23 protein-coding genes are annotated in these 20,219 nt (G+C 57.5%); 10 read left to right on the top strand and 13 right to left on the bottom strand.

All coding sequences use genetic code 11. The features are described from left to right. Genes AC2FIM_RS05285 through upp form a run of 4 tightly spaced genes read left to right on the top strand, consistent with a single transcriptional unit; the run spans position 1 to position 4,128 of the window. Positions 1-1,308, top strand: a complete 1,308-nt coding sequence (locus AC2FIM_RS05285) for a thymidine phosphorylase (protein ID WP_496677965.1) — start codon at positions 1-3, stop codon at positions 1,306-1,308. Beyond that, positions 1,305-2,516: a phosphopentomutase gene (locus tag AC2FIM_RS05280; RefSeq protein WP_496677964.1), complete on the top strand. Its 1,212-nt coding sequence runs from the start codon at positions 1,305-1,307 to the stop codon at positions 2,514-2,516. Before AC2FIM_RS05285 ends, AC2FIM_RS05280 begins: the two co-directional genes overlap by 4 nt. Further along, positions 2,513-3,499 carry an adenosine deaminase gene (locus AC2FIM_RS05275; protein WP_282027861.1) on the top strand — a complete coding sequence of 329 codons (987 nt, stop codon included), beginning with the start codon at positions 2,513-2,515 and terminating at the stop codon, positions 3,497-3,499. The genes AC2FIM_RS05280 and AC2FIM_RS05275 overlap by 4 nt, the downstream gene beginning before the upstream one ends. Beyond that, a complete protein-coding gene (upp, locus tag AC2FIM_RS05270) occupies positions 3,496-4,128 on the top strand; it encodes a uracil phosphoribosyltransferase (RefSeq protein WP_281994363.1) in 633 nt (210 codons plus the stop codon). The genes AC2FIM_RS05275 and upp overlap by 4 nt, the downstream gene beginning before the upstream one ends. 6 nt (positions 4,129-4,134) lie before the next feature. Here the strand turns inward: upp and AC2FIM_RS05265 are convergent, their stop codons facing one another. Further along, positions 4,135-5,148 carry a hypothetical protein gene (locus AC2FIM_RS05265; protein ID WP_496677962.1) on the bottom strand — a complete coding sequence of 338 codons (1,014 nt, stop codon included), beginning with the start codon at positions 5,146-5,148 and terminating at the stop codon, positions 4,135-4,137. A gap of 152 nt (positions 5,149-5,300) precedes the next feature. On the opposite strand from AC2FIM_RS05265, the gene AC2FIM_RS05260 reads away from it, so the two are divergent. The 3 genes from AC2FIM_RS05260 to AC2FIM_RS05250 all read left to right on the top strand — a co-directional run bounded on the left by AC2FIM_RS05260 (position 5,301) and on the right by AC2FIM_RS05250 (position 7,796). Next, entirely contained in the window at positions 5,301-6,236 is a 936-nt protein-coding gene (locus AC2FIM_RS05260) for a DMT family transporter (RefSeq protein WP_271948019.1), read from the top strand. Continuing rightward, on the top strand, positions 6,233-6,880 hold the full coding sequence (locus tag AC2FIM_RS05255; protein WP_142632803.1) for a sulfotransferase family 2 domain-containing protein: 648 nt from the start codon (positions 6,233-6,235) through the stop codon (positions 6,878-6,880). The genes AC2FIM_RS05260 and AC2FIM_RS05255 overlap by 4 nt, the downstream gene beginning before the upstream one ends. Positions 6,881-7,067: 187 nt before the next feature. Next, positions 7,068-7,796, top strand: coding sequence for a Hint domain-containing protein (locus AC2FIM_RS05250; RefSeq protein ID WP_246097113.1), 729 nt, complete (start codon positions 7,068-7,070; stop codon positions 7,794-7,796). Between the two features lie 67 nt (positions 7,797-7,863). Here AC2FIM_RS05250 and AC2FIM_RS05245 read toward each other — a convergent pair whose 3' ends face one another. The 8 genes from AC2FIM_RS05245 to AC2FIM_RS05210 all read right to left on the bottom strand — a co-directional run bounded on the left by AC2FIM_RS05245 (position 7,864) and on the right by AC2FIM_RS05210 (position 15,648). Further along, positions 7,864-10,065 carry a 3-hydroxyacyl-CoA dehydrogenase NAD-binding domain-containing protein gene (locus AC2FIM_RS05245; RefSeq protein WP_496677960.1) on the bottom strand — a complete coding sequence of 734 codons (2,202 nt, stop codon included), beginning with the start codon at positions 10,063-10,065 and terminating at the stop codon, positions 7,864-7,866. Next, positions 10,058-10,546, bottom strand: coding sequence for a cupin domain-containing protein (locus AC2FIM_RS05240; protein WP_496707883.1), 489 nt, complete (start codon positions 10,544-10,546; stop codon positions 10,058-10,060). Before AC2FIM_RS05240 ends, AC2FIM_RS05245 begins: the two co-directional genes overlap by 8 nt. Further along, positions 10,546-11,757 carry an acetyl-CoA C-acetyltransferase gene (locus AC2FIM_RS05235; RefSeq protein WP_142632809.1) on the bottom strand — a complete coding sequence of 404 codons (1,212 nt, stop codon included), beginning with the start codon at positions 11,755-11,757 and terminating at the stop codon, positions 10,546-10,548. Before AC2FIM_RS05235 ends, AC2FIM_RS05240 begins: the two co-directional genes overlap by 1 nt. Positions 11,758-11,767: 10 nt before the next feature. Then, positions 11,768-12,406, bottom strand: coding sequence for a glutathione S-transferase family protein (locus AC2FIM_RS05230; RefSeq protein WP_496707884.1), 639 nt, complete (start codon positions 12,404-12,406; stop codon positions 11,768-11,770). A gap of 79 nt (positions 12,407-12,485) precedes the next feature. Further along, positions 12,486-12,698, bottom strand: coding sequence for a hypothetical protein (locus tag AC2FIM_RS05225; RefSeq protein ID WP_142632813.1), 213 nt, complete (start codon positions 12,696-12,698; stop codon positions 12,486-12,488). A 51-nt stretch (positions 12,699-12,749) separates the two neighbouring features. Further along, on the bottom strand, positions 12,750-14,531 hold the full coding sequence (locus AC2FIM_RS05220; protein ID WP_496677959.1) for an acyl-CoA dehydrogenase C-terminal domain-containing protein: 1,782 nt from the start codon (positions 14,529-14,531) through the stop codon (positions 12,750-12,752). 48 nt (positions 14,532-14,579) lie between these two features. Then, positions 14,580-14,981: a MerR family transcriptional regulator gene (locus tag AC2FIM_RS05215; protein ID WP_142632817.1), complete on the bottom strand. Its 402-nt coding sequence runs from the start codon at positions 14,979-14,981 to the stop codon at positions 14,580-14,582. A gap of 298 nt (positions 14,982-15,279) precedes the next feature. Beyond that, positions 15,280-15,648 (bottom strand): MerR family transcriptional regulator, encoded by a 369-nt coding sequence (locus tag AC2FIM_RS05210; RefSeq protein ID WP_142632819.1) that lies wholly within the window; start codon positions 15,646-15,648, stop codon positions 15,280-15,282. A 113-nt stretch (positions 15,649-15,761) separates the two neighbouring features. On the opposite strand from AC2FIM_RS05210, the gene AC2FIM_RS05205 reads away from it, so the two are divergent. The 3 genes from AC2FIM_RS05205 to AC2FIM_RS05195 are packed head-to-tail and all read left to right on the top strand — an operon-like array spanning position 15,762 to position 18,022. Then, complete coding sequence (locus AC2FIM_RS05205) at positions 15,762-16,181, top strand: PaaI family thioesterase (protein ID WP_496677957.1); 420 nt, start codon at positions 15,762-15,764, stop codon at positions 16,179-16,181. Beyond that, positions 16,181-16,696, top strand: coding sequence for a PaaI family thioesterase (locus AC2FIM_RS05200; RefSeq protein WP_496677956.1), 516 nt, complete (start codon positions 16,181-16,183; stop codon positions 16,694-16,696). Before AC2FIM_RS05205 ends, AC2FIM_RS05200 begins: the two co-directional genes overlap by 1 nt. A 9-nt stretch (positions 16,697-16,705) precedes the next feature. Then, the gene (locus AC2FIM_RS05195) at positions 16,706-18,022 is read left to right on the top strand and encodes an MATE family efflux transporter (protein ID WP_496677954.1); all 1,317 of its coding nucleotides are present in this window, start codon (positions 16,706-16,708) and stop codon (positions 18,020-18,022) included. On the opposite strand, the gene arsC is transcribed toward AC2FIM_RS05195, so the two are convergent. The 4 genes from arsC to AC2FIM_RS05175 are packed head-to-tail and all read right to left on the bottom strand — an operon-like array spanning position 18,019 to position 20,178. Next, the gene (gene arsC, locus AC2FIM_RS05190) at positions 18,019-18,360 is read right to left on the bottom strand and encodes an arsenate reductase (glutaredoxin) (RefSeq protein ID WP_142632827.1); all 342 of its coding nucleotides are present in this window, start codon (positions 18,358-18,360) and stop codon (positions 18,019-18,021) included. The two genes, AC2FIM_RS05195 and arsC, sit on opposite strands and share 4 nt — an antisense overlap. Continuing rightward, a complete protein-coding gene (locus AC2FIM_RS05185) occupies positions 18,357-19,415 on the bottom strand; it encodes a quinone-dependent dihydroorotate dehydrogenase (protein ID WP_142632829.1) in 1,059 nt (352 codons plus the stop codon). The genes arsC and AC2FIM_RS05185 overlap by 4 nt, the downstream gene beginning before the upstream one ends. Further along, positions 19,412-19,843 (bottom strand): DUF1330 domain-containing protein, encoded by a 432-nt coding sequence (locus tag AC2FIM_RS05180; protein ID WP_142632831.1) that lies wholly within the window; start codon positions 19,841-19,843, stop codon positions 19,412-19,414. The genes AC2FIM_RS05185 and AC2FIM_RS05180 overlap by 4 nt, the downstream gene beginning before the upstream one ends. Further along, positions 19,840-20,178, bottom strand: coding sequence for a DUF952 domain-containing protein (locus AC2FIM_RS05175; protein ID WP_142632833.1), 339 nt, complete (start codon positions 20,176-20,178; stop codon positions 19,840-19,842). The genes AC2FIM_RS05180 and AC2FIM_RS05175 overlap by 4 nt, the downstream gene beginning before the upstream one ends. Positions 20,179-20,219 lie beyond the last annotated feature (41 nt).

Below are 20,219 nucleotides of genomic sequence, written 5' to 3'. Positions count from 1 at the left end.
ATGGACGCCCGCTCGATCATCGCAAAGTTGCGCCGCAAGGATATACCCTCCGCCGAGGAACTGCACTGGTTTGCCCAGGGGCTTGCCGATGGTGGGGTCAGTGACGCGCAGGCAGGGGCCTTTGCGATGGCGGTTTGCATGGGTGGGTTGGGTGCGCAGGGCCGTGCCGATCTGACCATTGCGATGCGCGACAGCGGCGATGTCCTGAACTGGGATGTGGAAGGTCCGGTAATCGATAAACACTCGACCGGGGGTGTGGGCGACAGCGTCAGCCTGGTACTGGCCCCCGCACTGGCCGAGCTTGGGGCCTATGTGCCAATGATTTCTGGCCGGGGACTGGGACATACGGGCGGCACGTTGGACAAACTTGAATCCATCCCCGGTGTGACCACCCAGATCAGCCAGGACCGGCTGGTGCAGGTGCTGAACGAAACGGGGGCAGCCATTGTCGGCACCACCGGGCAAATCGCGCCAGCGGACAAACGGCTTTACGCCATTCGGGATGTCACGGCGACAGTAGAAAGCCTCGACCTGATCACCGCGTCGATCCTGTCGAAAAAGCTTGCAGCCAGCCCGGATGCACTGGTGCTGGACGTTAAGGTTGGCAGTGGGGCCTTTATGAAAACCCTTGATGACGCGCACAATCTGGCACAGGCGCTGACTGAAACCGCCAACGCTGCAGGGTGTCGGACCTCAGCAGTCATAACCGATATGAACCAGCCGCTTGCCTCTGCGCTGGGCAATGCACTTGAGGTGGATGAGGTCATGAAGGTATTGACCCAAGCGCCTGACGCGCCGTTGGCTGTGATCTCTGCCGAACTGGGTGGGGTTCTGTTGGCTGACGCCGGTATGTTTGCCACTTCAGAAGAAGGCCGGGACAAAATCGCCAAGGTCATCCGCGATGGCCGTGCCGCAGAACGGTTTGGCCGCATGATGGCCGCAGTTGGGGCACCCATTCACTTTGTCGACGATTGGTCGCGCTATTTACCCGAAGCCAGCGTGATCCTGGAAGTGCCCGCTCCCGCTGCGGGCTATGTAACCACGATAGACGGAGAGGCGCTGGGCCTTGCGGTTGTCGAATTGGGTGGCGGACGTCAGGTTGAAAGCGATGTGATCGACCCTGCGGTCGGGCTGTCAGATCTGGTGCGACTGGGCGACCGGGTCGAAAAAGGCGTTCCATTGGCTGTCGTCCATGCCGCCCGCGAGGATGCCGCGCGACGTGCGGCTGATGCTGTTCAAAAGGCGATCACGCTTGGAACGGGTAAACCAGTGGTGCCATCCCTTGTCCACGAGAGGATCACGCCATGAGCCGCGCCTTCCTTGTGGTGATGGATTCTGTGGGTATCGGCGGCGCGCCCGATGCTGATCAGTTCTTTAATGGCGACATGCCGGATACTGGGGCAAACACTCTGGCCCATATCGCGCAGGCTTGTGCACAAGGTCAGACGGAAGAGGGGCGATCCGGGCCTTTGCATCTACCGCATTTGGATGCGCTGGGGTTGGGTGCTGCGGCACGGCTGGCCTCGGGTGCGGAAACGCCGGGTTTGCTGGCCCAGCCGACAGGTCTGTGGGGTTGCGCCTGTGAGGATTCACCGGGCAAGGACACGCCATCGGGGCATTGGGAGCTAGCAGGGCTGCCTGTGCCGTGGCACTGGCATTACTTTCCAAATACAACACCATCATTTCCGGCTGATCTGAGCAAGGCCGCAGCCGAGGCCGCCGGAACCGAAGGGATTTTGGGGGATTGCCACGCCTCGGGCACCACGATCATCGCCGAATTGGGGGCCGAGCATATGCGAACCGGTTGGCCGATCTGCTATACCTCGGCCGACAGTGTCTTTCAGATCGCCGCGCATGAAGAAAGTTTCGGCCTAGACCGTCTGCTTGACCTCTGCCGCGCGCTGGCCCCACGTTTGCACCAGATGAAAGTGGGGCGTGTGATCGCACGGCCCTTTGTCGGCTCGCCCGAACAAGGGTTCACCCGCACGACCAACCGCAAGGATTTTGCCATCGTGCCGCCCGCTCCGGTGCTGACGAACTGGTGTCAGGATGCGGGCCGCCGTGTTCATGCAGTGGGCAAGATCGGCGATATCTTTTCCATGCAGGGAATCGACACACTGCGCAAAGGGTCGGATGCTGACTTGATCGGTCATCTGTCCGATTTGGTCGATGAGGCTGAAGAGGGCAGCCTGACCTTCGCCAATTTTGTCGAGTTCGACAGTCTCTATGGCCATCGGCGCGACATCAGCGGCTATGCCCGCGCGCTGGAATGGTTTGACCAAGAGATAGGTGCAATTCTGACCCGGTTGCGCCCCGATGACCTGATGTTGTTGACCGCTGATCACGGCAACGACCCAAGCTGGATCGGCACCGACCACACGCGTGAGCAAGTACCTGTCCTGATTGCAGGGCAGGGTGCGGGGCAGATCGGTCAGGTCAAATTCGCCGACATTGCCGCCAGTATCGCGCATCACCTGAATATCCCGGCACAAGGGCCGGGGCGGAGCTTTCTATGACTGTCGTTGACCTACCCAAGATTGAACTGCACTTGCATCACGAAGGTGCCGCGCCGCCTGCCTTCATCCGTCAGCTGGCGCATGAAAAGCGCATCGACCTCAGCGGGATTTTCAAACCTGATGGGTCATATGATTTCCGGGATTTCGCCCATTTCCTCAGCGTATATGAGGCCGCCTGTGAAGTGCTGAAATCGCCTGAGGATTTCCGCCGTCTGACGTTGGCTATTCTTGAAGAAAGCGCGGCGAACGGGGTGGTGTATTCGGAAAGCTTTCTGAGCCCCGATTTCTGTGGCGGTGGCGATTTGGTGGCCTGGCGCGACTATCTAAGTGCCATTCAGGATGCCGCTGATGAAGCCGAGCGGAAGTACGATATCACTCTGCGCGGCGTGGTGACCTGTGTCCGGCATTTCGGACCCCAACAGGCCAAGCTCAGTGCATATTGTGCTGCTGAAACTGCGGGCGACTGGATTACTGGGTTCGGTATGGGGGGCAATGAATCCATGGGGGTTCAGGGCGACTATAAGTGGGCGTTTGACTGCGCGCGCGAGGCCGGACTGTGCCTGACCACCCATGCCGGAGAGTTCGGCGGGCCGGATAGTGTCCGCGATGCGATCCGTGATCTGGGAGTTGAACGCATAGGCCATGGCGTGCGTGCGATCGAAGATCCCGACCTTGTGCATGAGATCGTTGATCGTGGTGTGACGCTCGAGGTTTGCCCGGGCTCGAACGTGGTTCTGGGCCTGTTTCCCGACTTTGCCAGCCATCCGATTTCCAAGTTGCGCGAGGCAGGTGTCAAGGTCACCGTGTCCACCGACGATCCGCCGTTTTTCCACACCACAATGCGGCGTGAATATGAGATGTTGGCCAAAGCTTTCGGTTGGGAGGCCGAGGATTTTGCCGCCCTGAATGAAACCGCCCTGAATGCGGCTTTTTGCGATGAAGCGACCCGTGCGCGGGTCAAGAAAAGACTGGAGATATCATGAGCGAACACCTGACCGTCGTCGACCACCCGTTGGTGCAGCATAAATTGACGCTCATGCGGGACAAGGTCACTTCGACCGCCGAATTCCGTCAGTTGCTGCGTGAGATCACCTTGCTTCTGGCCTATGAAATCACGCGGGAAATGCCATTGACCACGCGCCATATCGAAACCCCGATGGAAGAGATGGACGCCCCCATCCTGGCAGGTAAGAAACTGGCGTTGGTCTCTATCTTGCGCGCCGGTAACGGAATGCTGGACGGCGTTTTGGAACTGATCCCCTCGGCCCGTGTTGGCTTTGTTGGCCTGTACCGCGATGAAGAGACTTTGAAGCCCGTCCAATATTACTTCAAAGCGCCCGAGGGGCTGAAGGACCGTTTGGTCATTGCTGTCGACCCGATGCTGGCAACCGGCAACAGCTCGGCCGCTGCGATTGATTTGCTGAAAGAGGCTGGCGCGACGGATATCCGTTTCCTCTGCCTGTTGGCCGCCCCCGAAGGTGTTGCCCGCATGAAAGAGGCGCACCCGGATGTTCACATCGTCACCGCCGCACTGGACCGTGAGCTGAACTCAAAAGGCTATATCATGCCAGGTCTGGGCGATGCGGGTGACAGGATGTTCGGGACCAAGTAAGCGGGCTTATCCGCCGCAGATATTCTGCAGCCGGACCCATTCGCGATCTGGCAGTATCTGTTGCAGAGGCTGGCCCGCCATCGGGTCGGCCTCGATCAGGCCCAGCACGGTTTCACCTGTGACGTCCGTCGCATAGGCAAAGGGGACCGAGGGCAAAGCTGCCTCGGCAAAAATTTCCAGCAGGTTCTCGTCTGGTACAGCCGGACGGGGTTCTGATAGAACTTCTTCGGTATAACTGTCGACAATCTGAGGTGTCAGCTCACCGGTTGTCAGCAGGCGGAACGCAGATCTGATGCCGGTCCGGTCCAGCAGATCATCCAGTGGGTCCTGTGCCTGCACACGTGCACGTTCCGCAAGGATGTACCCGGCCACGACCGAGGGGTCCTCGTGATCTTCGACCAGAGATCGGTTCAACAGGACAACTCCACCCGGCAGGGTCAGGCTGGTCTGTACTCCGGCTGGTAGGATAACGATTGCGCGCACGCCCGTTCTTGCAGCCAGATGATCCAGTGCTTCCTGAGTGCCCTCGGACACGCAGGCGCGGCCTGACACTCTTTCGATGCGCCTCAGGATCGTGTCGCCGATGTCGATACGTTTGATTTCGGGAACGACGGATACGACATGGTTTTGTAACGCTGACGGTAACCACAACAGCATGAGCGCGGCCACAGCAGCCACAACCCCGGCCACGCTGAACCACCGCAAACGCCCGGGGTGGGGGCGTGACCGGTCGATGGCACGCTGCAGACGGTCAATGGCTTCGATCATCGTGGTTTCGGATTGGGCCAGTTCCAACGTCTCTTGCGGGTCGCCATCCGGGTGGTAAATTGCAGGGAAAACACCGGGGTTCTGGCGCTCTAACGCGGCCAGCGACCAATGCGTCAGTGCCCGGTCGTTGAAATCCGATATCGTCAGCGTCGCTTCGCCAATCGACACAACAACCTCGCGCCGCTGAACATCGGGCGAGGGGCGCCACAGACCGGTGGCTTCGATCCGCTGGAACTGTTTCAGTGCCGTCATCGGGGTGATGTCTGCTCGTTCTTAATTGGAGCCAGCTTAACACGCTAAATTCAACCGGCGCAAACCTGTTGCGCGATGTTCAGGAAATGTGCTGGATACCTAGACGAGCGGAATATTCTGTTACCGCTCTCCATCATGCCGCGGGGAAAATGATGCAGGCGGACACCCAGACTTCACCGGTTTTGGCCTCGGTGCTGATGGTCAGTGCTATGGCAATCATCGGCGTGATTGATAATGTGGTCATCTTGGTGGCCGAAACGATCGGTCTGTGGCAGTTCCATTTCAGCCGGGCACTGCTCATGCTACCGCTGATAATGGGCCTGTCACTGCTTGGGCTGGGCCGCTTGCGCCCGATTAGGCTTGGCCCCGTGATCCTGCGTAGTGTTCTCATCACATTGGCCATGTTGTTCTATTTTGCCTCGCTTGCGCTGATGCCGATTGCTCAGGCGTTGGCGGGTTTGTTCACGTCGCCGATCTTTGTGCTGTTGATTACAACCGTCGCCATGAAGCAACGGATAGGCCCATGGCGTATTCTGGCCGTTGCAGTAGGGTTTGCTGGGATTTTGTGCGTGTTGCAGCCGAATCCCGGCGAGTTTGATGCAAAAACGCTGTTGCCGGTCGCCGGAGGGCTGTTCTACGCGTTCAGTTCAGTCATCACCCGAAGCCACTGCGCGCAGGAAAGCACAACGGCATTGCTGGCGGCTATGGTGACAACCTTGGGAGTGGCCGGAGCGGTAGGGCTGATCGTGTTATCCTTGTTTCCGGGGGTTCCGGTCGCTGGGCCGGAGGGCTTCGTCACCCGTGGCTGGGTCTGGCAAATGGGACCGGCAATTCCTTGGATTATAGTTCAGGCAATAGGGTCGACGATTGCGGTATTCATGCTGATCAAATCCTATCAGATCGGTGAGACCTCTTATGTGGCGGTGTTTGAATACTCGGTGATGATATTTGGACCCTTGTTCGCCTGGAGGGTCTTTGGGCAGAATATCGGTGTTCTGCAGATCCTCGGCATATGCCTGATCGCAACGGCCGGAGTTCTGCTGGCCTGGCGGTCCACGCGTTCCGCCGCTACAGAGTCCGCATCGTGATCATTTCGCGCGGTCGCTCTTATATCTTCGTCCACATTCCCAAAACTGGAGGGACATCTTTGTCGCTGGCTTTGGAACAGCGCGCGATGAAGGATGATATTTTGCTGGGAGATACGCCCAAGGCAAAGAAACGCAATAGGCGGATCAAACAGCTATCGGCACGTGGCCGCCTTTGGAAACATTCAACCCTCGCCGATATCGAAGGTGTTCTTTCACCGGATGAGTTGTCGGGGATGACAGTCTTTACCCTGGTCCGAAATCCCTGGGATCGGCTTGTCAGCTATTATCACTGGCTCAAGGTGCAAGGCTTTGATCACCCCGCAATCGCGCTGGCCCGCGCCCATTCGTTTGAAGGATTTGTCTGCCACCCTGCGACGCAACAATCGCTCCGTCAGCATCCGGCGCGGCACTACGTGACGCGAGCCGATGGTATCGAGCAGTGCCAGTATTTCATCAGACTCGAAGCGTTTGATCAGGACGCAGAGCCTCTGTTTGACCACCTGGGGTTCCGGATCACGCTGCCGCATCTGAATCGTTCAGAGCGGGCGAAAGATTACCGAAGCTATTATTCAGCCGCATCACAAGAGGCCGTCGCCGAGGCATGCGCTGAAGATATAGACAGATTCGGATACTCTTTTGATTAGATGACAGAAATATAGTTTCCCTGCCGGACTTAATACCGGGCGATTACAGATCGTTGTTCCGTTTTTAGCGTTATCCAACGGGGTTTGGGACCCAAATCAGGCTCAAATGTGTCAAAATTTGGACGCGTGATCGGTTTGGATGCTAATGAATATCTATTGTTTTTGGTGCCAGCAGGGGGGGAGGCACGTGTTTGAAGTAGTGAGTGACATGGGTATTTCAGATGTTCCGGAAAGCCGGACACAATTCGAAACCAGAGTAGAACTGAACGCGCGCCGTGGCGGCTTGATCCACGGGACCAGGGTTGCAACTGTCGACGGCTGGACGCCGATTGAAGACATTCAGCCTGGTGATCTGATCCGGACAGTCGAGAACGGCTTTAAGGCAGTAAGGCGCATTTCTGTCGATACGATTTCGGTTCCTACCGAAGAAAGTCGGATCGAGTATTTGCCAGTCCGCGTACCCCCAAGTGCCGTCGACAGCCCAGGTACGATTTGGATCATGCCTGAACAGGGTATAGCATTGGAGCATGGCACCGCAGATCTGACTGTTGTGGCAGCACGAAAGTTGAGCGGTTTGTTCCGCATCAAGTCGGACGTCCCGGCATCATCATTCGATGTCAGCGCACTGTTCTTTGACGAGGATGAAGTGGTCTATATGGAAGGCGGCATGCGCGCCTTCTGCCCGTCAGGGCGTTTCGGCGGCCACAGCGGCACAAGTGCGGGCTATCAAATTGCCGAAAGCGAAACAGCGGCGGAATTGGTCGAAGATATACGAACTGAGGGCCGCGTGGCAGCCCTTGCCAACCCGTTGGGTGCGCTGCCTGCACCCATCTCGCTGGAACAAGTTGTCCCTTTGAGACCCAGCAGGGGCGCGCGTCGCCCGGGTCGTCCGGGCCGACCTCTCCCAGTGATCTGAACGGCAGACCAACCAAACACGACAAGCAGGGTGCTGGCGTAAGGTCTCTTACGCCAGCACCAACTGTTTAGGCAGCCTTGGCTTCGGGGTTGAAACGCCCGTAGAAGCTTTGGCCTTTATCTGCCATCTCACGCAGCAGCGGCGGGCAGGTAAACCGTTCCCCATATTGTGCGGTCAACTGATCGCAGCGCTCGGCCGCATAAGGGGTGCCGATGATGTCCAGCCAGCTCAGTGGGCCACCTGACCAAGGTGCAAAGCCCCAGCCCAAGATTGCGCCGACGTCACCCTCGCGGATGTCTTCCAGAACGCCTTCTTCCAATGCGCGGACGGCCTCCAGAACCTGAGCGAACATCAGGCGTTCCTGCACTTCGATCAGGTCGGGCTGATCCTCTGCCAGCGGATACTTGTCCTGCAGACCCTTCCAATATTCGACGCGCTTACCTTTTTCGTCATAGTCGAAGAAGCCCGCGTTTGCCTTGCGGCCCAGACGGCCCTGTTCTTCCATCCAGAAGATCAGATCATCGGACGGGCTTTCAGGATATTCGTTGCCCATCGCGGCCTTGGTCGCGCGTGCGATCTTGGCACCCAGATCAATCGAGGTCTCATCAGTCAACTGGATCGGCCCGACAGGGAAGCCCAACTGGCGTGCCGCGTTGTCGATCAGAACCGGGCTGACGCCTTCGGTCACCATCCGGGCACCTTCATTGATGTAGGGAATGATGCAGCGGTTGGCGTAGAAGAAGCGGGCATCGTTGACCACGATCGGCGTCTTGCGGATCTGGCGCACATAGTCCAGCGCCTTGGCCACTGCGCGATCACCGGTTTCCTTGCCTTTGATGATCTCGACCAAGAACATCTTCTCGACGGGCGAGAAGAAGTGGATGCCGATGAACTGATCCGCACGCACCGAAGCTTTGGCCAGGTCGCTGATCGGCAGGGTCGAGGTGTTCGAGGCAAAGATGCAGTCCTCGGGAATGATTGCCTCGACCTTTTTGGTCATCTCGGCCTTGACGCCCATGTCTTCGAAGACGGCTTCGATGATCAGGTCACAGCCCTTCAGATGATCAAGGTCAGGGGTCGCGGTGATGCGGCCCAGCATGGCCTCTTTCTTTTCAGCCGTAACCTTGCCGCGCTTCATACCTTTGTCCAGGTACGTCTCGGTATAGGCTTTGCCTTTGTCTGCTGCTTCCTGATCGCGGTCGACCAGAACAACTTCCATACCGGCCTGCGCCGACACAAGTGCGATACCCGCACCCATCATGCCAGCGCCCAGAACACCGATCTTCTTGACTGACTGATCCGGTACGCCCGCAGGACGCACGGCGCCTTTTTCCAAGGCTTCCTTGTTCAGGAACAGTGATCGGATCATGGCACCCGAAGACGGGTTCATCAGAACGGAGGTGAACCAACGGGCTTCGATCTTCAGCGCGGTGTCGAAATCAACCAGCGCACCTTCGTAAACAGCGCTTAGCAACGCCTTGGCGGCAGGGAACGCACCCTGAGTTTTGCTATTCACCATTGCCGAGGCGCCGACGAAGTTCATGAAACCGGCAGGGTGGTAAGGCGCGCCACCGGGCATTTTGTAACCCTTGGCATCCCAAGGCTTCACAATGTCCGCATCTTTGGCGTTCAGCACCCAATCTTTTGCCGCGGCAACTGGATCCTCTGCGATCTCATCGATGTAGCCTGCACTTTTCGCCTTTTTGACGTCCAGCATCTTGCCTTCCAGCAACAGCGGAGCGGCTGCAATCGCACCGACCTTGCGGACCATACGGGTGGTGCCACCAGCGCCGGGGAAGATGCCAACCATGATTTCAGGCAGGCCGTATTTCGCCTTTGGGTTCTCAGCTGCAAAGATGCGATGCGTCGACAGCGGTAGTTCCATGCCAATGCCTGCGGCTGTACCGGGCAGGGCGGTTGCAATCGGCTTGCCGCCTTTCTTGGTCTTGGGGTCCATGCCCGCCAGCTCGATCTTGCGCAGCACGCCGTGCATATTCATGGTGCCTTCGAACAGGCCCTTGGCTGGGTTGTCGCCCGCCTGTTCTTTCATCACCGCAAGCAGGTTCAGGTCCATGCCACCGGCGAACGATCCTTCTTTCCCGCTGGTGATAACGATGCCTTTGATCTCGTCATCGGCAAGTGCCTGATCGATGCAATCGCTCAACTGTGCGAAGCCGTCAAAAGACATCACGTTCATGGATTTTCCTGGAACGTCCCAGGTGATAATGGCGACGCCGTCCGCGTCTTTGCTCAGAGTGAAATCAGTCATTGTCATCTCCAATCTGGTCAGCCGTTAGCGGGCTGCCATCTTTCCGGGTGAAGGAGAATCCGTTCTCATCATCCTTCACCATCATGTCTAAGTCGCTGTAATAGCCGGTCTCGTTCGGGGTCCGTGTGCCCACCACCAGAAAGGTTGCAGGCGCATCGGTGTTGTTCACAAGGTGATGGCCGTTGGCTTCACCTGCGGGCCATGCGGCGCAATCGCCGGGCTGCATTTCATGCTCGCCATCGTCGTCGATCAGCGTACAGGTGCCGCTTAGCACGATTGCAAACTCGTCCTGCTCCATATGGTAATGGCGCAGCGAGGACATGCCCTGCGGTTCCAGCCGCACGATGTTCACACCGTACTGGGTTAGCCCGCCCGCATCCCCGAGGCGCTGAACAAAACGGCCTGCGGTCGCCTCGGCCAGCTTGCCGGGATAGGCCGAGCCGCCCTGAAACGGAATCTGAGAGAGATCCAGCTTTGGCATCAGACGCGCTCGATGATCGTTGCTGCACCCATGCCGGATGCGATGCAAAGCGTGGCCAGCCCGGTTTCCTTGTCCTGACGTTCAAGCTCATCCAGCAGGGTGCCGATGATCATCGCGCCGGTCGCGCCCAGCGGGTGGCCCATTGCGATCGAGCCGCCATTGACGTTGACCAAAGCCGGATCGACATCGAATGCCTGCTGGAAGCGCAGAACAACCGAGGCAAAGGCTTCGTTCACTTCGAACAGGTCGAGATCGCTGATTTTCATGCCGTTGTCGGCGAGGATTTTCTCGGTCACCGGAACCGGACCGGTCAGCATAATGGTGGGGTCGGTGCCGATCTTGGCCGTGGCCTTGATGCGTGCGCGCGGCTTCAGGCCGTATTTCTCGCCGAATTCCTTGTTGCCGATCAGAACTGCCGCCGCACCATCCACGATGCCCGAGCTGTTACCCGCGTGGTGGATATGATTGATCTTTTCCAGATGCGGGTACTTCAGCTTTGCGACGTTGTCGAAGCCGGGCATCTGCTCACCCATCATCTGGAAGGCGGGGTTCAAGCCACCCAGGCTTTGCATGTCCGTGCCGGGGCGCATGTATTCATCATGGTCCAGAATGGTCAGGCCGTTCTGATCCTTAACGGTGATGACCGATTTAGAGAACCGGTTGTCGTCCCACGCAGCTTTTGCACGGCGCTGCGATTCCATCGCCAGCGCATCAGCCTGATCGCGTGTGAACCCGTATTCGGTCGCAATGATATCAGCCGAGATACCCTGCGGAACGAAATAGGTGTTCATCGCCAGTGAAGGGTCAGCAGCAATCGCAGCGCCATCGCTGCCCATCGGAACACGGCCCATCATCTCGACCCCACCTGCGATATAGGCGTCGCCTGCGCCGCCTTTGACCTGGTTGGCCGCCAGGTTCACAGCTTCCATGCCCGAGGCGCAGAACCGGTTGATCGCCAGCCCGGGGATCGATTCATCCAGATCAGAACCCAGCACTGCGGTTCGTGCCAGACAGCCGCCCTGTTCCATAACCTGGGTTACGTTGCCCCAGATGACGTCCTCTACGGCGTGGCCCTCTAGATTGTTCCGCTCTTTTACGGCGTTCAATGTCAGCGAGGACAGGCGCGCCGAAGTCAGCTCGTGCAGGCTACCATCCTTGCGGCCTTTGCCGCGCGGAGTACGCAGGGCGTCATAGATATATGCGTCGGTCATAGTTTTCTCCTTAAGCTCGATCCGGCACAGAGCCGGGCATCAGGTCGTAGGGGTGTTTCCAGCCAGGCTGCTGGGACAAGCGTGTCAGCCAGGCGTCGATATTTGGCCATTCGGTGCGGTCAAAGCCGAAGGGTTCAGGATAGTAGAGATAGCCACAGCAGCTGAGATCAGCATTGGTTACACCGTCCCCAACGATCCAGTCGCGACCGTTCAGATGTGCATCCAGGACTTGATACGCAGCCTTCAGGCGACCCTGGTTGAATGCGATCACATCTGGGTTGCGATGTTCTTCGGGCAGAAAGTTGATCAAAAAACGGGTCAGGCCTGCCATCGAGCTGAGTTTGTGATTGTCCCACAGCACCCAGCGCAGTACCTCGTATTTCTCTTCCTGCGTCTTTCCTCCGAACATGCCTGTCTTTTCAGCTATATAAGTCTGAATGGCCCCGGACTGACTGGTGCGAAAGTCGCCATCAATCATGACGGGCGCTTCACCCATTTCGTTGACAGTGGCACGAAATTCGGGAGTGCGTGTCACTCCTTTGAAGAAGTCGACTTCGACGGCTTCCCATTCTAACCCTGATAACTCCAGAGCCAGCGCCGCCTTGTACGAGTTCCCGCTGACGCCGAAACAATGCAGTTTGATGGTCATCATTTGCCTCCCTTGGCACATGAGTCAGTGCGATGTGCTGTATCATGTAGCCCGCCCTTTTTCGGGCGGGTCTGGTTTCTTATCGTTTGCGCTCTTCAAGTTCGGAATTGAAGATACGCAAACGGTGCGTCAGGCTCTCTTCGTCGATGACGCTGTTGAAGTTCTCGAACAGGAATGACAGTGCCTCACCTTCGTCCAGACCAGCTTCGCGCGCGAACCCTCTGAGTTTGCGATAGCCGTCTTCGGTCATGGCGACCGGGAAACGGCGAGTCAGGCGAAATCGTTTTGGCATATCGAGCCTTTCGAATGGCCGGCCCCAAGATGGTTTGGGGCCGGTCAGAGATCAGAAGCTTGCCGCGTCCAGGCCCATGACAGTATCCGCACCGCTCTGGATGCGTGTCAGATGAAGGCCGGTGGCTGGCAAGCGACGCGCCATATAGAACTGGCCGGTGGTAATCTTTGTCTCGTAGAACTCGGTGTCCGAAGTCCCGGCTTCAAGTGCGGCATAAGAGGCTTTTGCCATCTGTGCCCACATCAGGCCCAGGCAGACATGACCGAACATGTGCATGAAGTCATTCGACCCAGCCAGCGCATGGTTGGGGTTCTTGGTGCCGCTTTGCATAAAGTACATGGCAGCGGCCTGCAGATCCTTGGAGGCCGCTTTCAGCGGTTCGATAAACGCCGTATCATAGGCTTCGTTCTGACCTGCGTTTTCCTTGCAGAAGTTTTTGACCATTTCGAAAAACGCCATGACGTGTTTGCCGCCATCTTGGGCAAGTTTACGGCCCACAAGGTCAAGCGCCTGAACGCCGTTTGCGCCTTCGTAGATCATCGCGATCCGGGCGTCGCGGGTATATTGCGACATGCCCCATTCTTCGATGTAGCCGTGGCCACCATAGACTTGCTGCGCCTTGACCGTCATGTCATAGCCTTCGTCGGTCAGGAACCCTTTGAGGACCGGCGTCAGCAGTGAGATCAGGCCATCGGCGGCATCGTCACCAGAGCGGTGGGCCTTGTCGATCATGGTCGCTCCCCACAGAACAAAGGCACGGGCACCCTCGGTAAAGCTCTTCTGATCCATCAGGCTGCGGCGGATGTCGGGATGCACGATCAGCGGATCGGCTGGACCGTCCGGATTTTTCGCGCCGGTCACATCGCGGCCCTGCAGGCGGTCCTTGGCGTATTCCACCGCGTTCTGATAGGCCGCGTCGGCCTGGGACAGACCCTGCATGGCTACACCCATACGAGCTTCGTTCATCATGGTGAACATCGCGCGCATGCCTTTATGCTCTTCGCCCAAAAGATAGCCGGTTGCCTCGTCATAGTTCATGACGCAGGTCGAGTTGCCGTGGATGCCCATCTTTTCTTCGATGTTGCCGACCGATACGCCGTTGCGTTCACCCAGGCTGCCATCTTCGTTCACCATGAATTTAGGAACGATGAACAGGGATACACCCTTGATGCCTTCGGGGCCGCCCACGATCTTGGCCAGCACCAGGTGAATGATGTTGTCGGCCATGTCGTGTTCACCAGCCGAGATAAAGATCTTCTGACCGGAAATCTTGTAGGAGCCATCCGCCTGCGGTTCAGCCTTGGTGCGCATCAGACCCAGGTCGGTGCCGCAATGCGGTTCGGTCAGGTTCATGGTGCCGGTCCAATCGCAGCTAACCATGTTCGGCAGATAGGTTTCTTTCTGCTCTTGGGTGCCGTGCGCCAGAATGGCCGAGGCTGCGCCGTGGGTCAGACCTTGATACATGGTGAACGCCTGGTTCGAGGCGGAAAACATCTCGGCCACGGCAGAGCCAATGACATAAGGCATGTTCTGGCCGCCGAACTCTTCGGGCATGTCCAGGCCGGTCCAGCCGCCTTCCTTCATCTGAGCGAATGCGTCTTTAAAGCCAGTAGGGGTATATACCACACCGTTTTCCAGACGACATCCTTCGGTATCACCGATTGTATTCAGCGGGTGCAGAACATTTGTCGCCACCTTACCGGCTTCTTCTAGGACAGCGCCGGTAAAATCAGGTTCAAGCTCGCTATAACCCGGGATGTCCGATCCCGATACATTGAGCACTTCGTGCAATACGAACTGCATGTCTTTGGTTGGTGCATTGTATACGGGCATTGGGAACTTCCTTAGTTTCGCTTGTCCGGTGGGTGGGTGCCGCCGGGGTTATTCTGCGGCCTTTTTGTCGCTCTTGATCGAGGCGATCACTTTCTCGCCCCATCTCAACTGTTCTTTTAGATCGTCAATGGCCTGGGTCAGCTCTTCACGCCGGGATTCCATATCGGCAAGCCGCTCGCACGCGATCTCATAGGTGCGGGTCATCTGCGTAACCTGCTGATCACCTACGTGATACAAATCAAGAAGCTGGCGAATTTCTTCCAGGCTGAAGCCAAAGCGTTTGCCTCGCAGGATCAGCTTGAGACGCGCCCGGTCGCTTTTGGTGAACAGTCGTTTCTGCCCTTCGCGGATCGGAAACAAAAGTTCCTTTGCCTCGTAAAAACGTAATGTGCGCGGCGTGACATCATAGGTCTCGCACATTTCACGAATGGTCATCAGATCTTCGGTCATGGTTTCTGCACTCTTGTAACTGGCCTTCGTTAAGCTGATTTGCGCAGTCGATGCGCGTCTTACAGCACGTAGATGCCGTTCACGTAACGCGAACGCTGCGTCACAAATAAGTTGACGTAACTTCCGTTCGCGTCAAGGTTTCTACTGCAGGGAATTTCAGGACGTCACGTCAGATCACCTTCCAGATGCAATTTCCCAAACACGGAAAAGCATGCTGAAAGTGTAAAAGAGCCGAGGAAGGGTCTGTTTTTGGCTTTGGCAAATCCGATTGTAAACGCGGTCAGCCGGGCAGCAATGCCTAGTCTAACAATTTCGCGGTCTGGTCACGCATTTGTTCCAAGGCATCTATGGCTTCATCCAACTGTTTTTTCTGATTGTTCAGTTCGACAAGCTGATGTTCGGCCATTTCGATGAAGGCCTTCATCTGTGCCTGATTCCCCTGATCTTCGTAGATCAGCAGCCACTGGCGGATATCTTCCAGAGGAAATCCGTATTTCCGTCCCCGCATGATCAGCGTCATCCGAGCGCATTCCCTAGGCCCGTAAAAGCGAGTTCGGCCTTCGCGGTCAGGCTGCAGAAGTTCGATATATTCATAGTAGCGCAGGGTACGTGGAGTCACGTCAAACTCGGCGCACATCTCTTTGAATGACAAACGGTTGTCGGGCATTCCTGGTCTCCTTCGAAACAGCGTAGGACGTGGCGACTTCAAGCGCAACAGGCGGGCTTGCTCTTTTGCTAGCCTGACGCTCATAAAGGGAGAAACAGAGAGGACACAAGTAGATGGTCGACAAAGCTGCTATAGCACGACAGTTTATTGAGGCCATTCCGCATGCCAAAGCTTTGGGTTTGACACTCACCAAAATGGGTAATGGCGAGGCCGAGATTTCGATGCCCTACAAGGCCGAACTGATCGGTGATCCACGCACGGGTGTGATACATGGCGGGGCGGTTTTTGCCCTGCTTGACACCTGCTGCGGTTCCGCGGTCATGTGCCATCCTTCTTCGCCCGGCGCCACCGCGACAATAGATCTGCGGATAGACTACATGCGCCCGGCGACGCCAGGACAGAGCATTACGACACATGCTGTCTGTTATCACGTCACCAGAAACGTGGCCTTTGTCCGCGCAACTGCGATGGATGAGGACAAGGACCTGCCCGTGGCAACCGCCACCGGTTCATTCACAGTGGAGAGCCGATGATGTCACGACCTCGGCCCGAAGCCATGCAGCTCATCGAACAGCGTCGCGATGCAGCACTGAAGGCAATCGTGGATGGTGTTCCATATATTCAGTTTCTCGGAATCGAATTTGACCGGCGGGGAAATGAGTTGACCGGGGTACTGAACTTTGACCAAAAGCTGATCGGAAACCCGATGCTTCCGGCGCTTCATGGTGGTGTGACGGCTGCCTTTCTGGAAGTAACCGCGGTTATCACCCTGAGTTGGGAGTATTTCTTTCCCCGGATCGAAAACGGCGAATTGGATGCCAGCACGGTCTTTCAAGATGAAACCATCATGTTTCCAAAAACAGTAGATTTTACCGTTGATTACCTGCGATCGGGCTTGCCACGGGATGCCTATGCGCGTGCCTTTGTTCGCCGATTAGGGCGCCGGTATGCGTCGGTTCGTGTCGAAGCGTGGCAGGACAATCATCAGCGTCCTTTCGCACAGGCCAGCGGGCATTTTCTGATGCCGCAGTCCAAATCGAAAGCTTAGTAGATTTCCATGCAAGACGCCTCGGCACCCATCACGCACAGGCGCGTGCTTAAAATTGCAGCGCCCATCGTGCTGTCGAATGCCACGGTTCCGATCCTTGGGGCCGTGGATACTGGCGTAGTCGGGCAGATGGGTCTGGCTGCGCCGATTGGGGCTGTTGGGATGGGGGCCGTGATTCTGGCCTCGATCTACTGGATATTCGGCTTTCTGAGGATGGGGACCACCGGCCTGGCGGCGCAGGCGCGCGGGGCAGGTGACACTGCAGAAACCGGTGCGCTGCTGATGCGGGGCATATTGCTGGGCAGTGCGGCAGGTATGGTTTTCATATTGGCCCAGGTCCTTTTGTTCAAAGGGGCTTTTGCCCTTTCCCCCGCCAGCCCCGAGGTTGAGGCGCTGACCCGCGACTATCTGCGGATACGCATCTGGGGTGCGCCGGCAACGATTGCGCTGTTCGCCATCACTGGCTGGTTGATTGCGATTGAACGTACGCGTGGGGTCTTTGTCCTGCAGGTCTGGATGAACGGACTGAATATTCTGCTGGATCTGTGGTTTGTGCTTGGTCTGGGTTGGGGCGTCGAGGGGGTGGCCATCGCGACGCTCATCGCCGAGTGGAGCGGGCTGGCACTGGGTCTCTGGCTGTGCCGCAGTGCTTTTACCGGGAATCAATTGCGTGACTGGCCGCGAATTTTTGATCCCACGCGTCTGCGTCGGATGATGCAGGTGAATGGTGACATCATGGTCCGTTCGGTATTGCTGACCGGCGCCTTTACCACATTCCTCTTCGTCGGGTCGGATCTGGGGGATGTTAATCTGGCAGCCAATCAGGTCTTGCTGCAGTTTCTCGAAATTACCGCCTTTGCACTGGATGGGTTCGCCTTTTCCGCCGAAGCACTGGTCGGCGGCGCCATTGGCGCGCGGGATCGGCATCAGGTGCGCCGAGCCGCGGCCATGGCTTCGCAATGGGGGGTAGGGGGTGCATTTGTACTTGGTGCGGTTTTCTATCTGGCCGGGCCAGCGTTGATCGACCTGATGTCAACTGCACCTGAGGTGCGACTAGCCGCACGCGAGTATCTGGTCTGGGCGGCGCTGGCACCGGTGATCGGTGTGGCAAGCTGGATGTTTGACGGCATCTACATAGGTGCGACCTGGACGCGCGCAATGCGCAATGCGATGATCCATTCGGTTGCGATTTATGTTTTGGCCCTGTTCATATTGGTGCCTGCGCTCGGCAATCACGGCCTTTGGGCCGCGCTGATGATCTTGAACATCGCGCGTGCCTGCACGCTGGGATGGCGATACCCCAAGCTTGAGGCTTTGGTCGCCTAAAGAAGGTCCAGAAGGGATTCCGTAGGGCGACCAATGGCTGCGTTGTCCCCTTTGATTGCAAGCGGACGCTCGATCAAAATCGGATGGGCCGCCATTGCTGTGATCAGGTCATCCTGAGCGGTATTCTTGGTTAGGCCCAGTTCCTTGAACAGCTTTTCGCTAGTCCGCATCAGGTCGATGGCGGGGATATCAAGGCGTGTAAGTACGGCCCGGATTTCGTCTGCCGAGGGCGTATCCTCAAGGTATTTGCGAATTTCGACCTGCGCTCCGTTTTCCTCAAGCAAAGCGAGCCCTGCGCGAGACTTAGAGCATCTGGGATTGTGCCAGTATTCGATCATATCCAGTCCTGTCTTTTGCTTCCAACGGCCTGCGCAACGGTTTCAAACCCGTCGCGCGCCAGCAAGTCATCCAAACCTCGCGCGATTTCCGCCGCAAGTGAGATACCACCGAAAACCATCGCTGTGTAGAATTGCACGGCCGAAGCACCGGCGCATATCTTGGCATAGGCCTGTTCTGCTGTGCTGATGCCACCAACACCGATCAACGGAATCTGACCGTCGGTCAAATGGCTAAACCGGGCAAGAACGCGGGTGGATTTTTCGAACAAAGGTGCGCCGGACAGGCCGCCTGCTTCGTCTCTGTGTGCGCTGCGCAACCCATCGCGCGACAAAGTGGTGTTCGAGGCGATGACCGCATCAACGCCCGATTCATGGGCCACTTCGGCGATATCCCGCAGCTCATCCTCGGTCAGATCGGGGGCGATCTTGAGGAATACTGGTAGAGGGCGCATTAGGGTGTTTCGGGTTTCGATCACGCCGCTCAACAGAGCGCTCAGCGCCGCTTTGCCTTGCAAATCCCGCAGCTTTTCAGTGTTCGGAGATGACACGTTGACCGTAGCGAAATCCAGATGCGCCCCACAATGGGCCAGTACCTTGGCAAAGTCGCCGGGTCGATCATCGCTGTCTTTGTTCGCACCAAGGTTCAGTCCGATCACCGCATCCCTGGGGCGCGCCGCCAGACGACGGGCCATGGCCTCCATCCCTTCGTTGTTAAAGCCAAAGCGGTTGATGGCAGCCTGGTCTTCGGTCAGGCGGAATAGGCGCGGCCTGGGATTGCCGGGCTGCGGGCGTGGAGTAACGGCACCGACTTCGATGAACCCAAACCCGGCGCGAGACAGGGGGCCAAGAACCTCTCCGTTCTTGTCGAACCCTGCGGCCAGACCAACCGGATTGGGCAGATCCAGCCCGGCGATTTTGGTCTGCAAACGCTGTGACGTGACCGGCCCTGGTGCAGGCGCAAGCCCTGCCTTCAGGGCTTTGATCGACAGGGCATGTGCAGTTTCCGGGTCCAAGCGGTGCAGGGCAGCCAGCCCCAGCTTTTCAGTCAGTTTCATCCAAACATTTCTCCGCCTTCGGTCGGCGCGCACCGGATCAGGCGAGAGGTCTTCACCGCAGCCTGACGATGCACGATCGCCTGTTTGTAATCAGGGTCGGATATCATTTCCAGAAAGGCATGCGCCGATGGGTAACGCGCGATAAATACCGCGTCCCATGCCTCATCCTTCGGGCCAATCAACGTATTCTGAAACGCGCCGCGCCAAATGATCTTTGCCCCAAGGCGGGTAATGATCGGCGCGGTTTCGATCCCATAATTTCGATAAGCCTGAGCGCCCGACAGACCGCTTTTGGCCAGTTCGTGCCCCGATGGATATTCGGCCCGGCTGCGGAACCTCACCAGGTTCAGCATCTCGATCGGGTGGTCACGATCCAGCACCTTGAAGGCTTCGAACTGGGCGCGATCCGGGTCGATATATTCCGTCATTTCATGTCGTCCGGGAAGCGATGCGCGTTGCCGTCAAAGGGCAGGGGGCAAGACCAGATAATGTCGGTCATACGGATTTGACGGTAGAGATGCGGAAACAGAGCCTCCCCCCGCGAAACCTCCCACTTCAGTTCCTCGCCCATCGCGTCAGCATCGCAGGCCAACAGCGTCAAACCTTCGGCGCCGGCAAAATGCTTGGCAGCGGTTTCCGCAGCTTGTTCAGCTGTCGAAAAGTGGACAAAACCGTCCGAAACATCAATCGGAGCACCATCCGTGGCGCCATCGGTCTGCAGCGCCGTCCATTCGTTGGCGCGGAAAATCTTGTAAATCAGCATAGAACGGTCATGCCCCGCGCTGCGGCTAGATTCAAGCCGGA

It is taken from the genome of Ruegeria sp. CDSC052, assembly GCF_059610685.1.
The sequence above is the reverse complement of the archived record's forward strand: the minus strand, read 5'-3'. Positions and strand labels throughout refer to the sequence as shown.

Coding starts and splice junctions, on each gene's coding strand:
- AC2FIM_RS05285 (WP_496677965.1), top strand. CDS start 1: ATGGACGCCCGCTCGATCATCGCAAAGTTGCGCCGCAAGGATATACCC.
- AC2FIM_RS05280 (WP_496677964.1), top strand. CDS start 1,305: ATGAGCCGCGCCTTCCTTGTGGTGATGGATTCTGTGGGTATCGGCGGC.
- AC2FIM_RS05275 (WP_282027861.1), top strand. CDS start 2,513: ATGACTGTCGTTGACCTACCCAAGATTGAACTGCACTTGCATCACGAA.
- upp (WP_281994363.1), top strand. CDS start 3,496: ATGAGCGAACACCTGACCGTCGTCGACCACCCGTTGGTGCAGCATAAA.
- AC2FIM_RS05265 (WP_496677962.1), bottom strand. CDS start 5,148: ATGACGGCACTGAAACAGTTCCAGCGGATCGAAGCCACCGGTCTGTGG.
- AC2FIM_RS05260 (WP_271948019.1), top strand. CDS start 5,301: ATGCAGGCGGACACCCAGACTTCACCGGTTTTGGCCTCGGTGCTGATG.
- AC2FIM_RS05245 (WP_496677960.1), bottom strand. CDS start 10,065: ATGACTGATTTCACTCTGAGCAAAGACGCGGACGGCGTCGCCATTATC.
- AC2FIM_RS05240 (WP_496707883.1), bottom strand. CDS start 10,546: ATGCCAAAGCTGGATCTCTCTCAGATTCCGTTTCAGGGCGGCTCGGCC.
- AC2FIM_RS05235 (WP_142632809.1), bottom strand. CDS start 11,757: ATGACCGACGCATATATCTATGACGCCCTGCGTACTCCGCGCGGCAAA.
- AC2FIM_RS05230 (WP_496707884.1), bottom strand. CDS start 12,406: ATGACCATCAAACTGCATTGTTTCGGCGTCAGCGGGAACTCGTACAAG.
- AC2FIM_RS05225 (WP_142632813.1), bottom strand. CDS start 12,698: ATGCCAAAACGATTTCGCCTGACTCGCCGTTTCCCGGTCGCCATGACC.
- AC2FIM_RS05220 (WP_496677959.1), bottom strand. CDS start 14,531: ATGCCCGTATACAATGCACCAACCAAAGACATGCAGTTCGTATTGCAC.
- AC2FIM_RS05215 (WP_142632817.1), bottom strand. CDS start 14,981: ATGACCGAAGATCTGATGACCATTCGTGAAATGTGCGAGACCTATGAT.
- AC2FIM_RS05210 (WP_142632819.1), bottom strand. CDS start 15,648: ATGCCCGACAACCGTTTGTCATTCAAAGAGATGTGCGCCGAGTTTGAC.
- AC2FIM_RS05205 (WP_496677957.1), top strand. CDS start 15,762: ATGGTCGACAAAGCTGCTATAGCACGACAGTTTATTGAGGCCATTCCG.
- AC2FIM_RS05200 (WP_496677956.1), top strand. CDS start 16,181: ATGTCACGACCTCGGCCCGAAGCCATGCAGCTCATCGAACAGCGTCGC.
- AC2FIM_RS05195 (WP_496677954.1), top strand. CDS start 16,706: ATGCAAGACGCCTCGGCACCCATCACGCACAGGCGCGTGCTTAAAATT.
- arsC (WP_142632827.1), bottom strand. CDS start 18,360: ATGATCGAATACTGGCACAATCCCAGATGCTCTAAGTCTCGCGCAGGG.
- AC2FIM_RS05185 (WP_142632829.1), bottom strand. CDS start 19,415: ATGAAACTGACTGAAAAGCTGGGGCTGGCTGCCCTGCACCGCTTGGAC.
- AC2FIM_RS05180 (WP_142632831.1), bottom strand. CDS start 19,843: ATGACGGAATATATCGACCCGGATCGCGCCCAGTTCGAAGCCTTCAAG.
- AC2FIM_RS05175 (WP_142632833.1), bottom strand. CDS start 20,178: ATGCTGATTTACAAGATTTTCCGCGCCAACGAATGGACGGCGCTGCAG.